We start from the raw sequence: 22,590 nt of genomic DNA, 5'->3' as shown, positions 1-22,590 counted from the left end.
CCTTATAACCCACTTGAAGCCGGGCACGCCCAGCACCGACCATTTTTGACTATTTAGAAAACCGATTAAAAATACGCGTAAAACCCTCGATTCCTTTTTTGAGGGACATCTGCGAATGGTAAAAATCTTGACCTTTTTTGGCCATAATGTCGAGCTCTATCGGGCTTGCCCGACTCAACGCCAACGCGGCGTCAGCGAGCGCTTGAGGACTCTGTGACTCAGCAATATAGCCGCTGCCGCTGCGTTGAACCAACTCAGCCGCGTCACCATCCACAGCCATCAGAAGAGGCTTGCCGGCTGCTAGATAAGCCTGGGTTTTTGAAGGGATCGTGATGGTAAACAGCGGGTCTTTTTTCAGGTGAACCAGTAACGCATCAGCAGCCCTAAGATAACGTCCTGCTTCGTTCATAGGAACCACAGGCAGAAATAGCACATTGTCCAAACCATCATCCGCAGCGCGCTGCTTCAAACGCGCGACCTCAACGCCCCCTCCCAAGAAAACAAATACAATTTCCGTGTTGGCCGCGGATAAGATCCTGGCCGCATCCAGAACGGTATCCAATGCCTGGGCCTTACCCATCGTACCAGCAAAGAGAATCCTGAATTTCGGCTTGTCGGGGAAATTCGGAGGAAGGATATTCAGACCATCAGCCAAAGCATCTTCCGCACACCAGTTATAGATAATATCTATTTTTGTGTCCGGCACTCCACGCTCCACCAGGAGACGCTTGAACCCAGGAGACAGGACAACTATCTGGTCCACATGTTTATAAACCCAGTCACACACACGAGATACGACTTGAAGTGCCTTCGGATTTGAGAACATACCCGTCGCACGTAACGTGTCCGGCCACATGTCCTGAATGTCATAGACAACCGGCGTACGTCGAAAAAAACGAATAAGGCAGGCAGCAATACCCACCGTCAATGGTGGGTGGTAGGCATAAATAACATCAGGACGCTTGGCACCGAACAAGCCATAGAACAGACTCGCCGCACCAAAACTCAAATAATTGAGTACACGACCCACTCCGCTTTGACCGTGGCTTGGATAAAGAGGAAGTCGTGTGACTTTTACGCCATCAATGACTTCTTTCTGGCACAATTTTATCTTGTAGCCGGGATAAATTTTACCGCCGGGATAATTCGGAAAACCGGTGACTACTTCAACCTCAAAGCCCTGCTCTACCAAGGCCCGAGCGAATACGAGGCCCTTAAAAGTGGGCTCAGGTTCAAACCACTGGGTCAAAAGCAAAATGCGAACTGCCATCCGTAATCGTTCCCGAATAAAACTGCTTTATGAAGGCGACAACGTCGCCCGTGAAATTTCCCGAGAATTACATACATAGCCCGCCCAGCATCACCGCGAAATGAAGGGATATAAGCCATGGTCAGTTTGGCATATCCAGCTAGACGGCTAGCAAACTTCGCGTGCGCCACCCGGTTAGCTGAATACGCTTTGAAAACTCGAAATTCCACGATCCCTTTATCAGTCAAATTTTTTCCAGACCACTCGCATTACATAATCGCGGTAGCTGTGAATGATACGGACGACTTTTTCTGCGACATTCGGCATACTGTAATCACTAACAAGGCGAAGCGTACGCACATCATCGCGCTCCTGAAACTCCAGAACTTGCAGGGCTTGCATAACCCGCTCAACCTCCAGCCCTACCATCATAACTGCGGCTTCTTCCATACCCTCCGGACGCTCGTGAGCTTCGCGAATATTCAGCGCAGGGAAATTCAGGATCGATGACTCCTCGTTAATCGTACCGCTGTCCGAGAGCACCGCTTTCGATTCAAGTTGCAGCTTGTTGTAATCTTTGAAGCCCATAGGCTTCAACAATCGAACGTTGTCGTGGAACGTTACGCCCAATGCGTCAAATCGCTTTTGCGTGCGCGGATGCGTGGAGACAATCACCGGATAATTGTAAGCTTCAGCTACGCCGTTAAGTATGCCCACCAGCTTCAAAACGTTTGTTTCAGAGTCGATGTTTTCTTCTCGGTGAGCACTCACCACAAAGAACTTACCAGCTTCAAGTCCCAAGCGCTCCAGTACAGCTGAGCCCTTTATACCTTCACGGTAATAATTGAGAACTTCATACATCGGGCTACCCGTCTTGATGACCATATCAGGAGCCAAACCTTCCCGCAGCAGATAGTCACGAGCAATCGTGCTGTAGGTCAGATTGATGTCGGCCGTATGGTCGACGATACGTCGGTTGATTTCCTCGGGCACACGCATGTCGAAGCAACGGTTACCCGCTTCCATATGGAAGGTCGGAATCTTGCGACGTTTGGCCGGAATAACAGCCATGCAGCTATTGGTATCCCCAAGCACCAACAATGCTTCAGGATTCACTTCTGCCAGCACTCGGTCGACTGCAATGATCACATTACCGATTGTTTCCGCGCCGCTGGCACCCGCCGCATTGAGAAAAAAGTCTGGCTTGCGAATGCCCAAGTCATCAAAAAAGATTTGATTAAGCTCGTAATCATAATTCTGTCCGGTGTGCACCAGAATATGTTCACAATGCTCATCCAAAGCAGCCATGACGCGCGACAGACGGATAATCTCAGGTCGGGTACCTACAACAGTTACAACTTTCATTTGCTTCATATTCATTCTCCGCGTCTTCCACTCAAGCTTGGGAACCGACCGCCAAGGCGTAAGTATCAGGATGCTCCCGATCAAATACTTCATTTGCCCAAAGCATAACGATCATCTCCCCCTCACCGACATTCGTGATGTCGTGCGTCCACCCGGGAACTGTTTCAACAACCACCGGCCTCACTCCGTCAGTGAATAATTCATAGAACTCACCGGAAACGATATGCCTAAATCTGAAGCAGGCTTCACCGCGTATCACCAAAAATTTTTCAGTTTTGGAATGGTGATAATGCCCTCCCCGTGTGATGCCAGGATGCGCAGTAAAAAAAGAAAACTGCCCAGAATCAGTTGTCTTGAGCATCTCAACAAACTCCCCACGTGAGTCGCCATATTTAGGCACCTCATAGGTAAAATTTTCAGGGGGAAAATAGCTGAGATAAGTAGAGTAAAGTGCGCGGGGCAATCCTGCTCCAACTCGCTCGGTGATCAACGTACCACGACTGTTGCGGAATGCTTGTAATTGCTGCGCCAGCTCGCCTACTGTAATATTATAATGTGGTACTACATCGCTAAATAAATCAGGCGCAACCACACCATCCATGACGGCAATAAAACGGTCGATTACATCATCGATATAGACCAGTGTAATGTTCGCGTAAGGGTCATTAATCTGGATAGGAAGATCGCGCGCAATATTGTGGCAAAACGTCGCCACCGCAGAGTTATAGTTTGGACGCGCCCACTTACCAAAGACATTGGGCAACCGAAACAAATACACCGGCGAACCGTGCTCGGAACTGAGAGTACGCAAAATTTCTTCAGCAGCACGCTTACTTGCACCATACGCATTTTCATACTCCGCCTGAGTCGACGAAGTATAAACTACAGGGATTTTACGCCCACTGGCTACAATGGCGCTTGATAACGCTTGTGTAAGATCGGCGTTTCCGGTTTGAAACTCCTCCGGATCCTGCGGACGATTTACGCCTGCCAAGTGAAAAACAAAATCAGCCTGTGCTACGAGTAAAACAAGGTCTTGCAAGTCATTTTCTCGAGAAAACTGATATACCTCGACGTCTTTTCGTTCGCCTAAATGGACAGCCAGATTCCTACCGACGAATCCATTCGCGCCTGTTATAAGAACTCTCATGATCACTCCTCGGGCGTGGCATGCTCACCACGCTGAATAGCTCGCATGAAGTCAAGCTTCAATAGTAAATTCTGCATACCCAGAACATTCAAGCGTTCGGTATTATGTGAATTATAATCTTCGGTTCGTGAAATTTTTTCTTCGCCCTGCTCAACAAATTTACTGTAATTAAGATCACGCAAATCCGGTGGCACACGGAAGTATTCACCCATATCTTCAGCACAGGCCATCTCCTCACGACTCAGTAGCGCTTCGTAAAGCTTTTCTCCATGACGTGTACCAATGATCTGCACCGGATGATCTGGCTTGCCCAACAGATCCGTTAAAGCATGAGCGAGTATTTCAACCGTAGCGGCGGGCGCCTTCTGCACAAACAAATCACCGTTATTACCGTGTTCAAACGCATAGAGGACCAGATCCACCGCATCAGCGAGAGTCATCATGAAACGCGTCATGTTAGGATCAGTAATCGACAAAGGTTTATCGGCACGAATCTGCTCGATAAACAATGGAATAACTGAGCCACGCGACGCCATTACATTACCGTAGCGCGTCCCACAGATAACGGTCTTTTTCTCATCCACGTTACGAGATTTTGCGACCATCACCTTTTCCATCATAGCTTTGGAAATACCCATAGCATTGATAGGATACACGGCCTTATCCGTACTCAAACACACCACACGCTTTACACCATTTTGAATGGCAGCCTCCAAGACATTATCAGTACCGATAACATTAGTCTTGACAGCTTCCATCGGATGAAATTCGCATGACGGAACCTGTTTGAGAGCCGCAGCATGAAAGATATAATCAACGCTTCGAGTAGCTGTTAATACGCTATTATAATCCCTAACATCTCCGATATAAAACTTCAACTTAGGATTCGAATAACGCTTACGCATGTCGTCCTGTTTTTTTTCGTCACGGCTGAAAATACGAATTTCCGCAATATCAGTATCTAGAAATCGTTTTAAAACTGCGTTACCAAAAGAGCCAGTACCACCAGTGATTAACAATACTTTTTTAGAAAACATATAGACTAGACCTACAGATATTTTTTGTAAACTGGATATGATTCTCTAGCAAAACCGTACGTTTTCCTAGAGGGAAGCTTCGATAAAGTAGCGCTTTCCATATGATGAACTAGCAGGTCTGGATCATAGTACATTTTCCCTCCACCATTCTCGAGCTGACCAGCCAATATAGCTTCTTCACCATACAAAAAAACTTTATTGTCCAACTGCTTAAATTTCTTGAAAAAACTTGGCAGCAATACGTAACAAGCGCCAATCCCCATATGCACATATCCAGGAGCTTGGTCAAACGAGTTATTACGCCCACCGGAAATTTTATTTTTAATACCAGAAAGCCAAGTCAGCACACGTGCCGCGTAATAGGATTTAAAATAAATATCGTACAAGAACTTGCGACCACGTGCAACTTTAGTACGAGAGTGAGGATTCTGCTGGTAACCGTCCGCAGTCGTCACATTAGGCGCCAACACCAGGACGTCTTGTGGATAATCTCTTTCGAGGACAAGCTTAGTAAAATCCTCAGAAAACTTCAGATCGTTATTACCAACCACAACAAACTCTGGGTTTTCAATAGATGCAATACCAAGATTCAAGCCACCAAAATATCCTAGATTTTCAGTAGAAAAAATCAGTTTCACATCAGGATCACTCCCGAGTTTATCCTCTAAAATCTTTCGATCACTCGCAGCCGACGCATTGTCAACGATGACACAACGCGCATTGGCTCTTACTTGACGCTTAACACTATCAACGAAATCAAGCGTAAGTTGGCTACCATTGTAGTTAACACATACATACACAACCGTTATCATACACCATGCTCCATATCACGCTTCCGATTTAAAGCGCCTAAAAAGAACGAAAACAGGATCATTACGTTTGGCACTAAGAAAGCATCCCAAAACATATTTAATAGTCCAAGCACGATTAGCATTCTAAACACCAGACGCCGCTCATCGTTGGAAACGCGCTTAAAAACGCTCTTAATAATACAAATCCAAAATCCAGCAAAAAATATTAACGGTAAGACCCCCATCTTCCAGATTGAAGTCAACAGATAGTTATGCGGACTCCAGCCCGTCAGATCCGTATATTCGCCGAAACTTTGATTATATAATTGAAAGCCGTAAAAGCCATTTCCAAATAAAGGATTCTTGAGAAACTGTTCTACAGCTAAAAAATACAAGGTCAAGCGACCGCTACTCAGTTCATCTAGGTCGCCGCGCTCGATCGCCGAAGCCATGCCGTCAATTCTGGTAGACCACACTCCTTCCAGTGACGACCAACCAAGATAGGCCAACACTGACATCAAAAGCAGTGCCGATATAGAGCCCATAACAAAGACAATAGGGTTCCTCTTTAGAATATCTTTCCCCATAAACATAAAAACAACCACAAGCCCTAAAACACCCTCTCGCGACAAGGAAAATATCGTCAACCATAAGAAAACAAAAATAAATAAGCGAAAACGTAGCAGCGATACACCTGAAAAAGTTCTATAAAAATGAACTATAATATAATAGGACACAAATAAGAACGCTACAAATGAATGCACTCCATAAAGTCCATATATAGGCAACCAGAAGAACCAACCATTTATCTCCCCTTCTGTTCGAACCATCCCTCCAAAAAAGATGAACACCGACAATGAAAAAATAAAAATAAAGAATAAAAATATATTAGTGTACGCCTTTAAAAAAAGATAAAAATTGAAATCATTATTTACCAGATAACGCCCCGCAAAATAACCAAAAACAGGAAAAAAGAAGTAGAATACCGATAAAAATGGATGTATGGACAGCTCTCCCGTAACAAATGTTGAATTACTTAGAACTGCTACGACAGAAAAAAGTATAGCTCCCAACAAATACAACATCTCAACTCTAAACTTCACCAGAGCGACAACAAAGCCATACAAGGCAACAAGCCAGGCGATCGGCATAGCTACCTCACCATATGAAAAGCCAACCAATGGAAGGGCCATAAGCGTCGTCAGCATATATATTATTAAATGCCGAACGTCGACCTTTAACTTATAACCAGAAAACCCAGAGACATTATTATTCATATTATCTGACCAAATATCTTAGCAAAGAAAATAACACTAACCGAATTTTTTTTATCAAAAAAAACGAACCAAGAATAACAAGAACACAAACTAAAAACTTACTTAAAATCACAAAATTCTGTTGTTCCTCACCGACGACCTTAAAACCCTCGCCCGCCAACACCATTATAACCGCGACAAAAGTTGCCTGAAGCAAGAACATCAAATCCAACCTAATCCGCATGACATCCTTAGACAAATACAAAAGAACTAAAAAATAGATTAACTGCCCTGAAAAATTCGCCAACGAAAAAAACATAAGGCTATTTTCCAATGCAGCAAAAGCGTTCATGCATAAGACAACTATGACTACTACACCGCCAACTAGCGACATTACCCAAGATCTACCACTTAATTCCATACCCTTATGCGCATAGACCGAGGCTGCGCCGAGAAAAACAGCGAGAGAACTAAATATGAGCCAAGCACCCAGTTCTCGTGCATCTTCATTAATGATTTTACCAAGCAGCTCTACGTTTACTAAGAGTGCTCCAGTTAATATTATTCCAAAAAACAATAAAAAATTCATTTTTTCTGCAACTAGCTCGCCCGCCGCGTGCAAATTTTTTGTTTTCTTCAGGGTACTTACAAGAAAAGGTTGAAGTGCCATTAGCATCGGCATTGATACGATACTAACCGCACCAAGCAGTAGATCACGACTAGAAGAGTACATACCTAATTCATGATCCATTCCTATATGACGCATAAACACCCTATCGGAAAAACTATAGAGATTGTAAAAAACCAACCAAATACCTACGGGAAAACAATAGACCCAAGACAACTTCGTAAATCTTAATATACTCTTAAGTCTCAACTTTTCAGTTGACCTGGACAGGTGTTTTTTTGAAAAAAGCAGATAACACAGCGCGCTTAGTAAAGCTGCTACTGAAACGCTAAAAATCACGAGTTGAAAGCTCATGATCTCCAGCAGAGAAAACGCTACTAACATAAATGTTTGAATGCCAAACTGCAAAAAAACCAGCCACACAAAATGACTTACTAACCTATAAGCTTGAAGTTGAGCTTGGTAAAAAAATATCATCATTTGTGATGCTAATAGTGCAGCGCCACACAACATATAGCTCAAATTGTAGTCAAGACAATAAAATATAACTAAAGAAGAAATAACAGCCAAACAAATAGAAAGCAACAACAGCAAATCCAAAGAGCTTCGAAAGCTTGGATTAAATTTTTTAAACCGCAAGCCAACAACTATTGCTGCTTGGTATAACCATCCGCCAAAAAGTTGCGCCAAGAAGAGGTTAACGACAATCATTGTCGAATAGGATCCATAACCTTCCGTCCCGATACCTTGCGAAATTAAATATATACCATAAGCAGTTGCAACTGCCGGTATAATTTTTGCAAGAAGATACCAAAGCGTATCTTTGGTAATAGCTAAGGATTGAGCCTCAACGCTCATAAAGTGCACTTATTAAATTCAAGGAATTTATATTATTATTTTTTCCGACCATATGCAGCTTAGGGACTCGCAGATCGCTTAAATCAAGGTCAAAATCAAACATACATTCCATAATAATCTCTTGAAATCTTATTTTTCGTTCTGCATGATAGATCGTCATACCCACTCAAGGCAATGACGCCTCACGCTAACCCATCAAAGCATCGACATGCGGCATAACCAGCATCGTTTGCGACAAGGAAAAACGAAGAATCTTGGCGCTCCGTCCTGGTCTTTCACCTCTTGGCGCCCTAGACGACTTCTTTTTGTTAGCCCATTTCATGCAAAAGTCCAACCCTTTTCTCCCAAACAGCTACATCGCTTACCCCTCCCCTATCAGCCACACCGCAGCATTCAGTATAGGCAGAGGCAACGCCCATGTGGGTTGGGAGCGCAAATAGCATAGGATGTAACTATTGCTTGTGAACCCTCTGCCAATAACTTAGGATCCATCAAGGTTAAATTCGACATGAATATTTAATTAACATGTCGAATATAAATATTAATTATATCTGTTACACAAGACAGGCCGTTTGTGAATTTTTTGAGCCCGCCTTATGAAATGTATAAAGACTCCGAAGTAGGGCCAAACATATCGCCAATGCCAATCCAAGAAATACACCAAAAATGATCAATAATTTCTTTTTAGGATTGATCGGGGAAAGCGGCTCTAACGCTTGCTTATCAATAGCAACCAACTTCAAACGACTCATATCGATGTTAAGATTACGCAATCTCGCTGATTCTGCACGAAGAGGTTCGACTCCAGCCAAAAACAAATCTTCGTTCTTACGATCTTTTAGAACCTCAATCTCACGATTTTTTTCTAGTAGTTTTAGTTCTTTATCTATTTCACCAATTCGGGCTGATGTAAAGTCATCAGATGTGCGTCGCTGCAGAGCTGTTTTTTCTGCTTCTAACGCGTCCACGCCCATGAAGTATAATGGGGTCTGCTGGTTATTCACCTCAGTACGCATAATGCTAGAACTTCCCGCCCTATCGGCATCGCTCATCGAAGAGGGGGTGGCCGGCTTTCTAATCCCTAGAGACTTGGCAATGCCTATAGCTTCATTCAATTGCGATATTCGATCTGCCCTTACGGTTTTTAATTGTGCACGAAGGGCACGACGCTCATCTTCGAGTCGAGCGCGACTTAAGTCGCTTCCCTCTTGTAGTTTTGCAATTCTGGCCGCTTTGTCATTTTCATAGTTCGCGCGTGCGGCATTCATTTTTTCGGAAAGCTCATTAAGACGATTGCTGACAATAACCTTCAAATCAGCCGCTACTTTTTCTTTCTCACTGTCGATAGCATAATCCACAAACCCATTCAAAATAGATACGCCATCAACGCCCTTCGGGTAATTCATATCCACAAGGATGTACGAACTTAGCGGATCGCCTTTTTTAGGATCCGGCAGAGAGACTCTAATTGCATTACGATTAAATTCTTCAAAGCTTTGTTCTAGCGTTCTGCCAGGACGTACAAACTTTTGAAAAAGTTTTTGATTATTTCGAAAATAATTCAACCGCACCTCATACGACTCAAGTGAAGCCCCCACTTTAACAAGGGCCTGACTGGGAGGGAGTTGATAGATCTCCGAACGATTTAACGCGTCTAATTCATTTATCGCTGCCGGCCTTAGCAGGCTATTGACCTGATACTCCGGAGTGACCAAAAAAGCGTAAGCGGTCGCAGCTAAAGCCACCGTTGACGCTACTAAAAATATAAATTTTTTCTGCCGTTTTACAGCATCGAAAAGCGTCAAAAAATTAATTTCGGCGGCGGTTGGTACCGGGGGGGCGCGGAAGCTACTACTCACAACAAAAACCTGCCTTCAAAGAGAAACTGCGGGCTCGTTATGCAGACAAAATTGCGTTTTTTATTCTAATTAGTTGGCCGCCAAAACCTAGCGTCTCTGCCAAATTTTGAGCGCACAAAATGCCTGTTATCGAGAACAGATTCCATTCTGCCATCTCTTTGGCATATTACAAGTCTTGACATGTCTGTCAGGCGATTCTGATTTTCTAGGAGAACTGTCGCAACCAACAGGGCTAGGTAGGTAGGCAGTTCAAAGCGCGCGACATGGCATGGTTTCTGACAAACGGTCGCCCGCCCTTCCCTTTCTCCTAAAACTAAACCCTAAACCACCGCCTTACCCCGACGCCTACGCATAACCACCCCCAACACCGGCCCAATCAACATCCCCACAATCAAAGCCACCACCACAAACACCGCCACCGGCATCTGCGCAGTACTCCACCCCAGGAACGACAGCGCCACACCCTGCTGGTTTTCCAGCACAAACGCCAGAACCACCAACGCTGCAAGCACTGCAATCAACACCGCAACAACGCGCTTAACCCCACGCATACTCTTCTCCTTCCCCAAAAACACTCAGACGCCTTCTTCCTCTTCTTCGTTCACCCGATCGCGCAATTCCTTGCCCGGTTTAAAGTGGGGAACGAATTTGCCGTCGAGGCTGACGGATTGGCCGGTTTTTGGGTTGCGGCCTACGCGTGGTGCGCGGTAGTGCAGGGAGAAGCTGCCGAAGCCGCGGATTTCGATGCGATCTCCGGTGGCCAGGCATTGGGACATTTGCTCAAGCATGGTCTTGATAGCCAGCTCCACATCCTTGGATGAGAGCAGCCCTTGATGGGTGACAATTCGTTCGATCAACTCCGACTTCGTCATATTTTTCCCTTCTTTTTCAAGCAGCTAGGAAAAGCGCTCCGAAGGTTTTAGCATGAGTTGATGAATTTGAACAGCCCATGTGTCAACTTATCTGAGGCTGAATAAACACGTTCAGCGAGGGGTCAACCCCTTACTTACAGATCACCAACATGGTCCGCGTCACCGCGCCAGCAGGGTTCCAGCCGAACAGGTAGTCGCCCTCTTCGTCCTCCGCATCACTGGAGCGGGTAATAACCTTGTAACCCTGCATCTTGCACTCACGGGCGGCGCGCTTCTCGCACTTTTCCCACTTGTTGCCCAGGCCAGAGCAGTCGATCTCGATGCCACTGACGCCACGCTTGGCGTGGGTCTTGGCACTGGTGGAGGAGCAGCCTGCAAGCACGAGCAAGGCGAGTATTACGATAACTCTGTTCATTCAAACCCTTATTGAGTCAGCAGCGCGAAATAGCCGTTTTCAAGACTATAGTCAGTTCTGACATTGGGCTGAATGCCTTGGTTCGGTGCAGTTGCTTCATCAAATTTCAGGCACAAAAAAGGGCGACCGAAGTCGCCCTTTTTCTACAGCTTTACAGAACTTAGTTCTGCTTAGCCATTGCCTGGCGCAGGAGTGCCGCCATGGTGGTGTCAGCAGCAGCTTCCGGAGCAGCTTCTTTCAGGCTCTGGATAGCTTCTTTCTCTTCCACTTCGTCTTTCGACTTGATGGAGAGCTGAATCACGCGGCTCTTGCGGTCAACGCTGATGATCTTGGCTTCTACTTCCTGGCCTTCTTTCAGTACGTTGCGCGCGTCTTCAACGCGGTCACGGCTGATTTCGGAGGCTTTCAGAGTCGCTTCGATATCGTCGGCCAGAACGATGATGGCGCCTTTGGCGTCAACTTCTTTCACAGTGCCTTTAACGATGGCGCCTTTGTCGTTCTCTTGAACGTACTCGGAGAACGGATCGCTTTCCAGTTGCTTGATGCCCAGGGAGATGCGCTCGCGCTCTGGGTCAACCGACAGGATAACGGTGTCCAGCTCGTCGCCCTTCTTGAAACGACGAACAGCTTCTTCGCCAACTTCGTTCCAAGAGATGTCGGACAGGTGAACCAGGCCGTCGATGCCGCCGTCCAGACCAATGAAGATACCGAAATCGGTGATCGACTTGATGGTGCCGGAGATTTTATCGCCCTTGTTGAACTGGCCAGAGAAATCTTCCCATGGGTTAGATTTGCACTGCTTGATGCCCAGGGAGATACGACGACGCTCTTCGTCGATGTCCAGAACCATAACTTCCACTTCGTCGCCGACTTGTACGACTTTCGAAGGGTGGATGTTCTTGTTGGTCCAGTCCATTTCGGAAACGTGTACCAGGCCTTCCACGCCTTCTTCCAGCTCTGCGAAGCAGCCGTAGTCGGTCAGGTTGGTAACACGCGCGGTTACGCGGGTGCTTTCTGGGTAACGAGCTTTGATAGCAACCCATGGATCTTCGCCCAGCTGCTTCAAGCCCAGGGAAACGCGGTTACGCTCACGATCGTATTTCAGAACCTTGACATCGATCTCGTCGCCAACGTTGACGATTTCGGAAGGATGCTTGATACGCTTCCAAGCCATGTCGGTAATGTGCAGCAGGCCATCGACGCCACCCAGATCAACGAATGCGCCGTAATCGGTGAGGTTCTTGACGATACCTTTGACTTGTTGGCCTTCCTGCAGGGATTCCAGCAGAGCTTCACGCTCGGCGGAGTTCTCTGCTTCCAGCACGCTGCGACGGGAAACGACAACGTTGTTGCGCTTCTGGTCGAGCTTGATGACTTTGAATTCCAGTTCTTTGCCTTCCAGGTGCGTGGTGTCGCGCACTGGACGAACGTCGACCAAAGAACCTGGCAGGAACGCACGGATGCCGTTAACGTCGACAGTGAAGCCGCCTTTAACCTTACCGTTGATAACGCCCTTGACCACTTCTTCAGCTGCGAAGGCTGCTTCGAGAACAATCCAGCATTCAGCGCGCTTGGCTTTTTCACGGGACAGCTTGGTTTCACCGAAACCGTCTTCAACCGAGTCCAGAGCAACGTGAACTTCGTCACCGACATTGATAGTCAGGTCACCAGCATCGTTGTAGAACTGTTCCAGCGGGATCAGAGCTTCAGACTTCAGACCAGCGTGAACGGTTACCCAGCGAGCTTGGTAATCGATATCAACGATAACACCGGTGATGATGGAGCCTGCCTGAAGGTTCAGGGTTTTTAGGCTTTCTTCAAAGAGTTCCGCAAAGCTTTCGCTCATTTTAATTCCTGTTGATAAGGGCGAAGAATACGCCCATCTCCACACCCCAGACGGTGTGGGTCAGTTTCAGTTAAAAGAAGCCACCGCAGGACTATGACTGGTCCCCTGCGGCCTTCCTGATCACCCGGCGATATCGCGAATGGCGATTTCACTCATGATGCGTTCCAGCACCTGCTCGATGGACAACTCCGTGGAATCCAGCTGTATGGCGTCAGCCGCCGGCTTGAGCGGGGCTACCGCACGCTGGGTATCACGCTCATCGCGTGCACGGATCTCATCTAGCAGACTCGACAGACTAACACCATCGACTTTGCCCTTCAACTGCAAGTATCGGCGGCGTGCCCGTTCCTCGGCGCTGGCGGTCAGGAAAATCTTCAGCGGCGCCTCGGGAAACACCACCGTGCCCATGTCGCGGCCATCGGCCACCAGGCCCGGCGCCTCCTGGAATGCGCGCTGGCGCTGCAGCAGCGCCTCGCGCACGGCAGGCAGCGCGGCCACTTGGGAGGCACCCGCGCCGATACTCTCGGTGCGAATCACATCGCTGACTTCATCACCTTCCAGAATGATGCGCTGCAACTGACCCTCGGTCGCCGCAATGAACTGCACATCCAGATGGGCGGCAAGTTTCGTCAGCAGCTCTTCGTTGGTCAGGTCCACACCATGGTTGTGCGCAGCGAACGCCAGCAGGCGGTACAGCGCGCCAGAATCCAGCAGGCACCAACCCAGGCGCTTGGCCAGAATGCCAGCGATTGTGCCTTTGCCCGAGCCGCTAGGCCCGTCGATGGTAATCACCGGTGCTTTGATATTCACAATTGAGCCTCTTGGGCAACACGGATGCCGACTTGGGCACACAGTGTCAGAAAGTTCGGAAAAGACGTAGCAACATTGGCGCAGTCAAGGATACGAATAGGCGCCGTCGCCCGCAGGGAAGCCACACTGAACGCCATGGCAATCCGATGATCGCCATGGGCATGCACTTCACCGCCGCCCATCGGGCCACCGTCAATGATAAGCCCATCAGGCGTGGGTTCACACTTCACGCCCAGAGCCAACAGACCGTCGGCCATCACCTGGATGCGATCGGACTCCTTGAGGCGCAGCTCTTCGGCCCCGCGTAAAACAGTGCGGCCCTGAGCACAGGCTGCGGCAATAAACAGCACGGGAAACTCATCAATCGCCAACGGCACCAGGGCCTCTGGAATCTCGATACCCTTGAGCGCGGCAGCACGCACGCGTAAATCCGCAACCGGCTCGCCGCCCACCTCCCGCTGATTTTCGAGGGTGATATCAGCCCCCATCAGCCGCAGGATGTCGATCACACCGGTGCGGGTCGGGTTGATACCGACATGCTCCAGCAACAGCTCGGAGCCTTCGGCAATCGAGGCCGCCACCAGGAAAAACGCCGAAGACGAGATATCCCCTGGCACTTCAATACGCGTAGCGGTCAACCCATGCCCCGACGCCAGCGACGCCGTCGCGCCCTGCACCGCCACCGGGTAGCCAAAGCCGCGCAGCATGCGCTCGGTGTGGTCGCGGGTCGGTGCGGGCTCGGTCACCGAGGTTTTACCCTCAGCGTATAACCCCGCCAACAACAGGCAGGATTTCACCTGGGCACTGGCCATGGGCAGTACATAGTTCAAGCCTTTGAGCGATTGCCCGCCACGAATGCTCAGTGGCGGACGCCCGTCCGGCCCGGTCTCGATGATCGCACCCATTTCACGCAGCGGCTTGGCCACGCGGTTCATCGGGCGCTTGGACAGCGAGGCATCGCCGGTCAACACGCTGTCGAAGCGCTGCGCCGCCAATACACCGGCCAACAGGCGCATCGACGTGCCGGAATTGCCCACGTAGATCGGCCCCGGCGCTGCCTTCAGGCCCTGCAGGCCGACACCGTGAATGGTCACGCGCCCATGGTGCGGGCCCTCGATCACCACGCCCATGTCGCGAAAGGCCTGCAAGGTCGCCAGGGCGTCTTCACCCTCAAGGAAGCCTTCCACCTCGGTCACACCCTCGGCCAACGAGCCCAGCATGATCGAGCGATGGGAGATCGACTTGTCACCCGGCACGCGGATGCGCCCGCTCAAGCGGCCACCCGGGCTGGCGATGAAGGTCAGATCATCGGTGTTCACTGCGGTTTCCATATAGGCCCGGCGTGCGAGAATCTTGCTGAAATGTTCACGCGCCACCCGTGCCCGGGTGAACACACCCAGCAGTTGATGGCCGTCTCCCGCATCCACCGCGTCGCGCAAGGCGTCGAGATCACTGCGGAAGGTGTCCAGGGTGCGCAACACCGCTTCGCGATTGGCGAGGAAGATGTCGTGCCACATCACCGGATCGCTGCCGGCAATCCGCGTAAAATCGCGGAAGCCGCCGGCGGCGTAACGGAAAATCTCGAGGTTCTCGTTGCGCTTGGCCAAAGAATCCACCAAGCCAAATGCCAGCAGATGCGGCAAGTGGCTGGTGGCTGCCAACACTTCGTCGTGACGCTCGACCTGCATATGCTCCACATCCGCGCCCAGCTCGCGCCAGAGACGATCCACCACCGCCAACGCCGTGGGATCGGTTTGCGCAAGCGGCGTCAGGATGACCTTATGCCGACGAAACAACTGCGCATTGGAGGCCTCCACCCCGCTCTGCTCGGAGCCAGCAATGGGATGGCCCGGTACAAAGCGCGGCGGCATGCCACCAAACGCCAATCGTGCCGCACGCACCACGTTGCCTTTGGCGCTGCCCACATCGGTAAGGATCGCTTGCCCGAGGTCCATGCCTGCCAGTACCGCCAGCAACTTCTCCATGGCCAGGATCGGCACGGCAAGCTGGATCACATCCGCGCCCTGGCACGCAACGGCCAGGTCCGCCTCACAGCGGTCCACCACGCCCAACTCCACCGCCAACGTGCGCGACTGCGGGTCGAGGTCCACCCCCACCACTTCGCCACATAGCCCGCTTTCACGCAGGCCTTTGGCGAAGGAACCACCGATCAACCCCAGACCGACCACCACCAGGCGACCGATCATAGGCACAGCAGGTTGCAATGCAGTGACATCAACCACGGGCCAGAACCTTGGCCAGCGCCTCAAGGAAGCGGCTGTTCTCAGCCGGCAAACCGATGGTGATACGCAGGTGGTTCGGCATCCCGTAGTTGGCTACCGGGCGTACGATCACACCCTCGCGCAGCAAGCCCTGAAACACCGGCGCGGCCACTTGGCCGAGGTCGACGCAGATGAAGTTGCCCTTGGACGGAATCCAGCTCAGGCCCAGCTCACGAAAGCCTTCCTGCAATTGCAGCATGCCGCTTTCGTTGAGGCGACGGCCTTCTTCCAGGTATTCGGCATCCTTCACCGCCGCACAGGCGGCCGCCAGGGCCAGACTGTTGACGTTGAACGGCTGGCGCACGCGGTTCAGCACATCGGCCACCACAGGCGTGGACAAGCCATAACCGACCCGCAACGACGCTAGGCCATAAGCCTTGGAGAACGTACGCGACACCAGCAGGTTCGGGTAGGCCGCAAGGAAATCCAGGCCGTCGGGCAGGTCGCTGCCTTCGGCGTACTCGATGTAGGCTTCGTCCAGCACGACCAGCACATGCTGGGGCACGTCCTGCAGGAATTCGTTCAGTGCCTGCTCGTCAAACCAGGTGCCGGTCGGGTTGTTCGGGTTGGCGATAAACACCACGCGAGTCTGGGCATCGATGGCCGCCAGCATCGCCGGCAGGTCATGGCCCCAGTCCTTGGCAGGAATCACGCGGGCATCTGCCCCCACCGCCTGGGTCACAATCGGGTAGACCGCAAACGCGTGCTCGCTGAACACCGCATTCAAACCTGGCGCCAGGTAGGCACGGCCGACCAGCTCAAGGATGTCGTTGGAGCCGTTGCCCAAGGTCACTTGATTCAACTCGACCCGGCACTTGTCCGCCAGTAGCGACTTGAGGGCAAAACCGTTGCCATCGGGATAACGGGTCAGCTCGGCCAGCTCTTCACGAATCGCCGCCAACACTTTGGGGCTCGGGCCCAGCGGGTTTTCGTTACTCGCCAGTTTGACGATCTTGGACGGGTCCAGATTCAACTCGCGGGCCAACTCGTCCACAGGCTTGCCTGGAACGTAAGGCGAGAGTTGTTGCACGCCCGGCTGCGCCAGGGCGAGGAAATTGCCACTCATGTCAAAGCCTCACAAAACCGCTTTCGGGTAAGAGCCCAGCACCTTGAGTGCCACGGCTTCCTGACTGATCTTCTCCAGCACGCCCTTGACCAGCGGGTCGCGGTGATGGCCGATGAAGTCGATAAAGAACACATAGGTCCACTTACCGCTGCGCGAAGGACGAGTCTCGATGCGCGTCAGGTCAATCCCGTTATCGTGGAACGGCACCAGCAGCTCATGCAGCGCGCCGGGTTTGTTGCTCATGGAAACGATGATCGAGGTCTTGTCGTCGCCGGTGGGCGGCACTTCCTGGCTGCCGATCATCAAAAAGCGCGTGGAGTTGTCCGGGCGGTCTTCGATTTTCTCGGCCAGGCGCGTCAGTCCGTACAGGCCCGCAGCCATATCGCCGGCAATTGCCGCCGAGTTCCACTCGCCCTTGACCCGCTTGGCCGCTTCGGCATTGCTGGACACAGCCACGCGCTCGACATTCGGGTAATGGGCGTCCAGCCACTTGCGGCACTGGGCCAGGGACTGGGCGTGGGAATAGATACGGCTGATGCTGTCGGTCTTGGTGTTTTCACCCACCAGCAGGTGGTGGTGGATACGCAACTCCACCTCACCGCAGATCACCATGTCGTGTTCGAGGAAGCTGTCCAGCGTGTGGTTGACCGCACCTTCGGTGGAATTTTCCACCGGCACCACGCCAAAATTCACCGCACCGGCGGCGACTTCACGGAAGACTTCGTCGATTGCCGCCATCGGCTTGCTGATCACCGCATGGCCGAAGTGCTTCATGGCCGCCGCCTGGGTGAAGGTGCCTTCAGGGCCGAGGTAAGCCACTTTCAGCGGCTGCTCCAGCGCCAGGCACGAAGACATGATTTCACGGAACAACCGCGCCATCTCTTCGTTGCCCAACGGGCCCTTGTTGCGCTCCATCACGCGCTTGAGCACCTGGGCTTCACGCTCGGGCCGGTAGAACACCGGCACTTCGCCTTCGGCGAGGGACGCCATTTTCACCCGAGCCACTTCCTGGGCGCAGCGCGCGCGCTCACTGATCAGCTCCAGGACTTTCTCGTCCAGGCTGTCAATGCGTACGCGCAGGGCTTTGAGTTCTTGCTCAGACATTAGCCGTGTTCCTTCTCGAACTCTGCCATGTAGGCAACCAGCGCGTTGATGGCGTGGATGTCGACAGCGTTATAAATGGAGGCTCGCATGCCACCCACCGAGCGGTGGCCCTTGAGGTTCAGCAAGCCACGCTCATCGGCACCGGCCAGGAACGGCTTGTCGAGGCGATCATCGGCCAGGCGGAACGGCACGTTCATCCACGAGCGGTCGGAGAGGTTGATCGGGTTGCTGTACAGGCTGCTGGCGTCGATGAAGTCGTACAAAGTGCGCTTCTTCTCTTCATTCAACTTGCCCATGGCCGCCACACCGCCCTGCTCCTTGAGCCATTCAAACACCAGGCCCGAGAGGTACCAGGCAAACGCCGGCGGGGTGTTGTACATCGAGCCGTTATCGGCCGCGACCTTGTAGTTGAGCATGGTCGGGCACAGGGAACGGGCGCGGCCCAGCAGGTCTTCGCGGATGATATTGACCAGGATGCCGCTCGGGCCGATGTTCTTCTGCGCGCCGGCGTAGATCATGCCGAACTTGGACACATCGATCGGGCGCGAGAGGATGTCCGAGGACATGTCGCACACCAGCGGAACGTCACCTACTTGCGGCACCCAATCAAATTCCAGGCCACCGATGGTTTCGTTCGCGACGTAGTGAACGTAGGCCGCGTCTTTGGACAGCTTCCACTCGTTCTGACCGGGAATGGCGAAGTAGTCGTAGGGCTTGGCGGTGCCTGCCACGTTGACATGGCCGTAGCGCGAGGCTTCTTCGATAGCCTTCTGACCCCAGATACCGGTGTCGATATAGTCGGCAGTGCCGCCTTCGGGCAGCAGGTTCAGCGGTAACTGGGCGAACTGCTGGCTCGCACCACCTTGCAGGAACAGCACTTTGTAATGGGATGGGATGTCCAGCAAGTCGCGCAGGTCCTGCTCGGCCTTGTTGGCGATGGACACGAACTCATCGCTGCGATGGCTCATTTCCATCACGGAGAGGCCTTTTCCATGCCAGTCGAGGAGTTCACCCTGCGCACGCTGCAGGACTGCTTCAGGAAGCGCCGCGGGACCGGCACAGAAGTTATAGGCTCTCTTGCTCACATCCAATCTCACTCTGATCTGGTGGGGCTGCAATCATGTCAGCAACGCCCTCATTCTGGAGCGGACATCTGTGGGAGCTGGCTTTCCTGCGATAGCAGCGCCGCGGTATCACTGAATGACCGAGGCGCCTGCATCGCAGGCAAGCCAGCTCCCACATGGACCGCGTCCAGGCAAAGGGCGCTGTGTTTCATAGGGGACAAACAACAAGGGGGCGAATCTTCATCCGCCCCCTGTGTGTCCGCTTATTCCTGCGGTTCTTCTTCGTCTGCGGCAGCGTCGAGGGTTGGCTCGTCAACGTTGTCATCGCCAGCTGCGATAACCTCGCCTTCGAATTCCTCACCTTCGAGCTCTTCGCCTTCGACTTCCGAAGGCTCCTGCACACGCTCCAGGCCGACCAGTTTTTCGTCCTTGGCCAGCTTGATCAGGGTCACGCCCTGGGTGTTACGGCCCAGGCTCGACACTTCCGCCACACGGGTACGCACCAGGGTGCCCTGGTCGGAAATCAGCATGATCTCCTCGCCGTCGAGCACCTGCACCGCGCCGACGAGACGGCCGTTGCGGTCGTTGCTGACCATGGCGATCACGCCCTGGCCGCCACGCTTGTACTCCGGGAACTCACTGATGGCGGTGCGCTTGCCATAACCACGCTCGGAAGCGGTGAGGATCTGGCTGCCTTCTTCCGGGATCAGCATCGAAATCAGCTTCTGCCCTTCCGGCAGGCGCATGCCGCGTACACCGCGGGCGGTACGGCCCATGGCTCGTACGTCGGATTCCTTGAAGCGTGTGACCTTGCCGCCATCGGAGAACAGCATGACTTCGCGCTCGCCATCGGTGATGGCTGCGGAAATCAGCACGTCGCCTTCGTCCAGTTCCAAGGCGATCAGGCCCACGCTGCGTTGACGGCTGAAGGATTCCAGCGGGGTCTTCTTCACGGTGCCTTTGGCGGTGGCCATGAAGATGAAGTGACCTTCGGTGTATTCCTCGACCGGCAGCATGGTGGTGATGTATTCGTCACTGTCCAGCGGCAGCAGGTTGACCAACGGACGACCACGGGCAGCGCGGGAGGCCTCCGGGATTTCGTAGGTCTTGAGCCAGTACACCTTGCCTTTGCTGGAGAACAGCAGCAGCGTGGTGTGGCTGTTGGCGACCAGCAGGTGAGCGATGTAGTCCTCATCCTTCACGCCGGTAGCCGATTTACCTTTACCGCCACGACGCTGGGCCTGGTAGGCCGCCAACGGTTGGGTCTTGGCATAGCCACCGTGGGAGATGGTCACCACGCGCTCTTCTTCCGGGATCATGTCACCCAGGGTCAGGTCCAGGCGCGCATCGAGGATTTCGGTGCGGCGCACGTCGCCGTATTCGGCGCGGATCACTTCCAGTTCTTCGCGGATCACTTCCATCAGGCGCACAGCGCTGCTGAGGATGCGGATCAACTCGCCGATCTGGTTGAGGATCTCCTGGTACTCGGCCAGCAGCTTCTCGTGCTCAAGGCCAGTCAGGCGGTGCAGGCGCAGTTCCAGGATGGCCTGGGCCTGTTCTGGCGACAGGAAGTACTTGCCTTCACGCAGACCGTATTGCGGGTCCAGGGTCTCGGGGCGGCACGAGTCGGCGCCAGCGCGCTCAACCATCGCGACCACGGCACTGGATTCCCAAGGTGTGCTGATCAGCGCTTCCTTGGCTTCCGACGGGGTTGGCGAGGCCTTGATGAGGGCGATCACCGGGTCGATGTTCGACAACGCAACCGCCTGGCCTTCCAGGATATGGCCGCGCTCGCGGGCCTTGCGCAGTTCGAACACGGTACGGCGGGTGACCACTTCGCGACGGTGACGCACGAAGGCTTCCAGCAGGTCCTTGAGGTTCAGGATGCGCGGGCGGCCGTCGATCAGGGCAACCACGTTGATACCAAACACGCTTTGCAGCTGGGTCTGGGCGTAGAGGTTGTTGAGGATCACCTCCGGCACTTCGCCGCGGCGCAGCTCGATGACCACGCGCATGCCGTCTTTGTCGGACTCGTCGCGCAGCTCGGTGATGCCTTCCAGCTTCTTCTCTTTAACCAGCTCGGCGATCTTCTCGATCAGGCGTGCCTTGTTCAACTGGTAAGGGAGTTCGGTGATGACGATCTGCTGGCGGCCACCGACCTTGTCGATGTCTTCGATGATCGAGCGGGCGCGCATGTAAATGCGCCCACGGCCGGTGCGGTAGGCTTCGATGATGCCGGCGCGACCGTTGATGATCGCGGCGGTCGGGAAGTCCGGGCCGGGAATGTATTGCATCAGCTCATCGACGGTCAGCTCAGGGTTGTCGATAAGGGCCAGGCAACCGTCGATGACTTCACCGAGGTTGTGCGGCGGGATGTTGGTGGCCATGCCCACGGCGATACCGCTGGAACCGTTGACCAGCAGGTTGGGAATCCTGGTGGGCATGACAGCCGGGATCATTTCGGTGCCGTCGTAGTTCGGCACCCAGTCCACGGTTTCTTTATGCAGGTCGGCCAGTAGCTCGTGCGCCAGCTTGGTCATGCGCACTTCGGTGTATCGCATGGCCGCGGCGTTATCGCCGTCCACCGAACCGAAGTTACCCTGGCCGTCTACCAGCAGGTAGCGCAGGGAAAACGGCTGCGCCATCCGAACGATGGTGTCGTACACCGCAGTGTCGCCGTGAGGGTGATACTTACCGATCACGTCACCGACAACACGGGCAGATTTCTTGTACGGCTTGTTCCAGTCGTTACCCAGCTCGCTCATCGCGAACAGCACACGCCGGTGCACGGGCTTCAAGCCATCGCGCGCATCAGGCAGTGCCCGACCGACAATTACGCTCATCGCGTAGTCGAGGTAGGACTGTTTCAGCTCGTCTTCGATATTGACCGGGAGGATTTCTTTGGCCAGTTCGCCCATGAGAAGCCTGATTCCTTTTT

Annotated in this window: 18 protein-coding genes; all 18 read right to left on the bottom strand. The window is 52.5% G+C overall.

Translation table 11 applies throughout. The features are described 5' to 3' along the window. Positions 1 to 49 precede the first annotated feature (49 nt). Entirely contained in the window at positions 50 to 1,270 is a 1,221-nt protein-coding gene (locus BT199_RS10350) for a glycosyltransferase family 4 protein (protein WP_003189796.1), read from the bottom strand. Between the two features lie 219 nt (positions 1,271 to 1,489). Next, positions 1,490 to 2,623 (bottom strand): non-hydrolyzing UDP-N-acetylglucosamine 2-epimerase, encoded by a 1,134-nt coding sequence (gene wecB, locus BT199_RS10345; protein ID WP_072434434.1) that lies wholly within the window; start codon positions 2,621 to 2,623, stop codon positions 1,490 to 1,492. 22 nt (positions 2,624 to 2,645) lie between these two features. Beyond that, complete coding sequence (locus BT199_RS10340) at positions 2,646 to 3,764, bottom strand: UDP-2-acetamido-2,6-beta-L-arabino-hexul-4-ose reductase (protein ID WP_072434411.1); 1,119 nt, start codon at positions 3,762 to 3,764, stop codon at positions 2,646 to 2,648. A 2-nt stretch (positions 3,765 to 3,766) separates the two neighbouring features. Beyond that, positions 3,767 to 4,801 (bottom strand): polysaccharide biosynthesis protein, encoded by a 1,035-nt coding sequence (locus tag BT199_RS10335; protein ID WP_072434410.1) that lies wholly within the window; start codon positions 4,799 to 4,801, stop codon positions 3,767 to 3,769. A gap of 11 nt (positions 4,802 to 4,812) precedes the next feature. After that, a complete protein-coding gene (locus BT199_RS10330; RefSeq protein ID WP_072434409.1) occupies positions 4,813 to 5,613 on the bottom strand; it encodes a glycosyltransferase family 2 protein in 801 nt (266 codons plus the stop codon). Then, positions 5,610 to 6,869, bottom strand: coding sequence for an O-antigen ligase family protein (locus BT199_RS10325; RefSeq protein ID WP_072434408.1), 1,260 nt, complete (start codon positions 6,867 to 6,869; stop codon positions 5,610 to 5,612). The genes BT199_RS10330 and BT199_RS10325 overlap by 4 nt, the downstream gene beginning before the upstream one ends. 1 nt (position 6,870) lies before the next feature. Continuing rightward, positions 6,871 to 8,334: a lipopolysaccharide biosynthesis protein gene (locus BT199_RS10320; protein ID WP_139271607.1), complete on the bottom strand. Its 1,464-nt coding sequence runs from the start codon at positions 8,332 to 8,334 to the stop codon at positions 6,871 to 6,873. 554 nt (positions 8,335 to 8,888) lie between these two features. After that, positions 8,889 to 10,193 (bottom strand): Wzz/FepE/Etk N-terminal domain-containing protein, encoded by a 1,305-nt coding sequence (locus BT199_RS10315; protein WP_083535070.1) that lies wholly within the window; start codon positions 10,191 to 10,193, stop codon positions 8,889 to 8,891. A gap of 320 nt (positions 10,194 to 10,513) precedes the next feature. Next, complete coding sequence (locus BT199_RS10310) at positions 10,514 to 10,744, bottom strand: LapA family protein (protein ID WP_072434406.1); 231 nt, start codon at positions 10,742 to 10,744, stop codon at positions 10,514 to 10,516. Positions 10,745 to 10,768: 24 nt separating this feature from the next. Then, a complete protein-coding gene (gene ihfB, locus BT199_RS10305) occupies positions 10,769 to 11,065 on the bottom strand; it encodes an integration host factor subunit beta (RefSeq protein WP_003189779.1) in 297 nt (98 codons plus the stop codon). 130 nt (positions 11,066 to 11,195) lie between these two features. After that, on the bottom strand, positions 11,196 to 11,480 hold the full coding sequence (locus BT199_RS10300; protein ID WP_072434405.1) for a hypothetical protein: 285 nt from the start codon (positions 11,478 to 11,480) through the stop codon (positions 11,196 to 11,198). 160 nt (positions 11,481 to 11,640) lie between these two features. Then, complete coding sequence (gene rpsA / locus BT199_RS10295) at positions 11,641 to 13,326, bottom strand: 30S ribosomal protein S1 (RefSeq protein WP_003189774.1); 1,686 nt, start codon at positions 13,324 to 13,326, stop codon at positions 11,641 to 11,643. 120 nt (positions 13,327 to 13,446) lie between these two features. Further along, the gene (gene cmk, locus BT199_RS10290) at positions 13,447 to 14,136 is read right to left on the bottom strand and encodes a (d)CMP kinase (protein WP_003189772.1); all 690 of its coding nucleotides are present in this window, start codon (positions 14,134 to 14,136) and stop codon (positions 13,447 to 13,449) included. Then, positions 14,133 to 16,343 carry a bifunctional prephenate dehydrogenase/3-phosphoshikimate 1-carboxyvinyltransferase gene (locus BT199_RS10285; protein ID WP_014717620.1) on the bottom strand — a complete coding sequence of 737 codons (2,211 nt, stop codon included), beginning with the start codon at positions 16,341 to 16,343 and terminating at the stop codon, positions 14,133 to 14,135. The genes cmk and BT199_RS10285 overlap by 4 nt, the downstream gene beginning before the upstream one ends. A gap of 28 nt (positions 16,344 to 16,371) precedes the next feature. After that, on the bottom strand, positions 16,372 to 17,484 hold the full coding sequence (gene hisC, locus BT199_RS10280; protein WP_072434403.1) for a histidinol-phosphate transaminase: 1,113 nt from the start codon (positions 17,482 to 17,484) through the stop codon (positions 16,372 to 16,374). Positions 17,485 to 17,493: 9 nt separating this feature from the next. Further along, positions 17,494 to 18,588 carry a prephenate dehydratase gene (gene pheA / locus BT199_RS10275; protein ID WP_003172650.1) on the bottom strand — a complete coding sequence of 365 codons (1,095 nt, stop codon included), beginning with the start codon at positions 18,586 to 18,588 and terminating at the stop codon, positions 17,494 to 17,496. Then, positions 18,588 to 19,673, bottom strand: coding sequence for a 3-phosphoserine/phosphohydroxythreonine transaminase (serC, locus tag BT199_RS10270; RefSeq protein WP_072434402.1), 1,086 nt, complete (start codon positions 19,671 to 19,673; stop codon positions 18,588 to 18,590). The genes pheA and serC overlap by 1 nt, the downstream gene beginning before the upstream one ends. A gap of 242 nt (positions 19,674 to 19,915) precedes the next feature. Further along, positions 19,916 to 22,570, bottom strand: coding sequence for a DNA gyrase subunit A (gene gyrA, locus BT199_RS10265; protein WP_014717617.1), 2,655 nt, complete (start codon positions 22,568 to 22,570; stop codon positions 19,916 to 19,918). Between the last annotated feature and the right edge of the window lie 20 nt (positions 22,571 to 22,590).

It is taken from the genome of Pseudomonas sp. NFR02, assembly GCF_900119375.1.
Taxonomy (GTDB): Bacteria; Pseudomonadota; Gammaproteobacteria; order Pseudomonadales; family Pseudomonadaceae; genus Aquipseudomonas; species Aquipseudomonas paracarnis.
This window is presented reverse-complemented; position numbering and strand designations above follow the sequence as displayed.

Bases quoted from the DNA above. Each gene is read 5' to 3' on its own strand.
- BT199_RS10320 (WP_139271607.1), bottom strand. From the start codon at position 8,334: ATGAGCGTTGAGGCTCAATCCTTAGCTATTACCAAAGATACGCTTTGG.
- BT199_RS10300 (WP_072434405.1), bottom strand. From the start codon at position 11,480: ATGAACAGAGTTATCGTAATACTCGCCTTGCTCGTGCTTGCAGGCTGC.
- BT199_RS10335 (WP_072434410.1), bottom strand. From the start codon at position 4,801: ATGTTTTCTAAAAAAGTATTGTTAATCACTGGTGGTACTGGCTCTTTT.
- BT199_RS10350 (WP_003189796.1), bottom strand. From the start codon at position 1,270: ATGGCAGTTCGCATTTTGCTTTTGACCCAGTGGTTTGAACCTGAGCCC.
- BT199_RS10330 (WP_072434409.1), bottom strand. From the start codon at position 5,613: ATGATAACGGTTGTGTATGTATGTGTTAACTACAATGGTAGCCAACTT.
- pheA (WP_003172650.1), bottom strand. From the start codon at position 18,588: ATGTCTGAGCAAGAACTCAAAGCCCTGCGCGTACGCATTGACAGCCTG.
- gyrA (WP_014717617.1), bottom strand. From the start codon at position 22,570: ATGGGCGAACTGGCCAAAGAAATCCTCCCGGTCAATATCGAAGACGAG.
- BT199_RS10310 (WP_072434406.1), bottom strand. From the start codon at position 10,744: ATGCGTGGGGTTAAGCGCGTTGTTGCGGTGTTGATTGCAGTGCTTGCA.
- BT199_RS10285 (WP_014717620.1), bottom strand. From the start codon at position 16,343: ATGATCGGTCGCCTGGTGGTGGTCGGTCTGGGGTTGATCGGTGGTTCC.
- BT199_RS10325 (WP_072434408.1), bottom strand. From the start codon at position 6,869: ATGAATAATAATGTCTCTGGGTTTTCTGGTTATAAGTTAAAGGTCGAC.
- wecB (WP_072434434.1), bottom strand. From the start codon at position 2,623: ATGAAGCAAATGAAAGTTGTAACTGTTGTAGGTACCCGACCTGAGATT.
- hisC (WP_072434403.1), bottom strand. From the start codon at position 17,484: ATGAGTGGCAATTTCCTCGCCCTGGCGCAGCCGGGCGTGCAACAACTC.
- rpsA (WP_003189774.1), bottom strand. From the start codon at position 13,326: ATGAGCGAAAGCTTTGCGGAACTCTTTGAAGAAAGCCTAAAAACCCTG.
- ihfB (WP_003189779.1), bottom strand. From the start codon at position 11,065: ATGACGAAGTCGGAGTTGATCGAACGAATTGTCACCCATCAAGGGCTG.
- BT199_RS10340 (WP_072434411.1), bottom strand. From the start codon at position 3,764: ATGAGAGTTCTTATAACAGGCGCGAATGGATTCGTCGGTAGGAATCTG.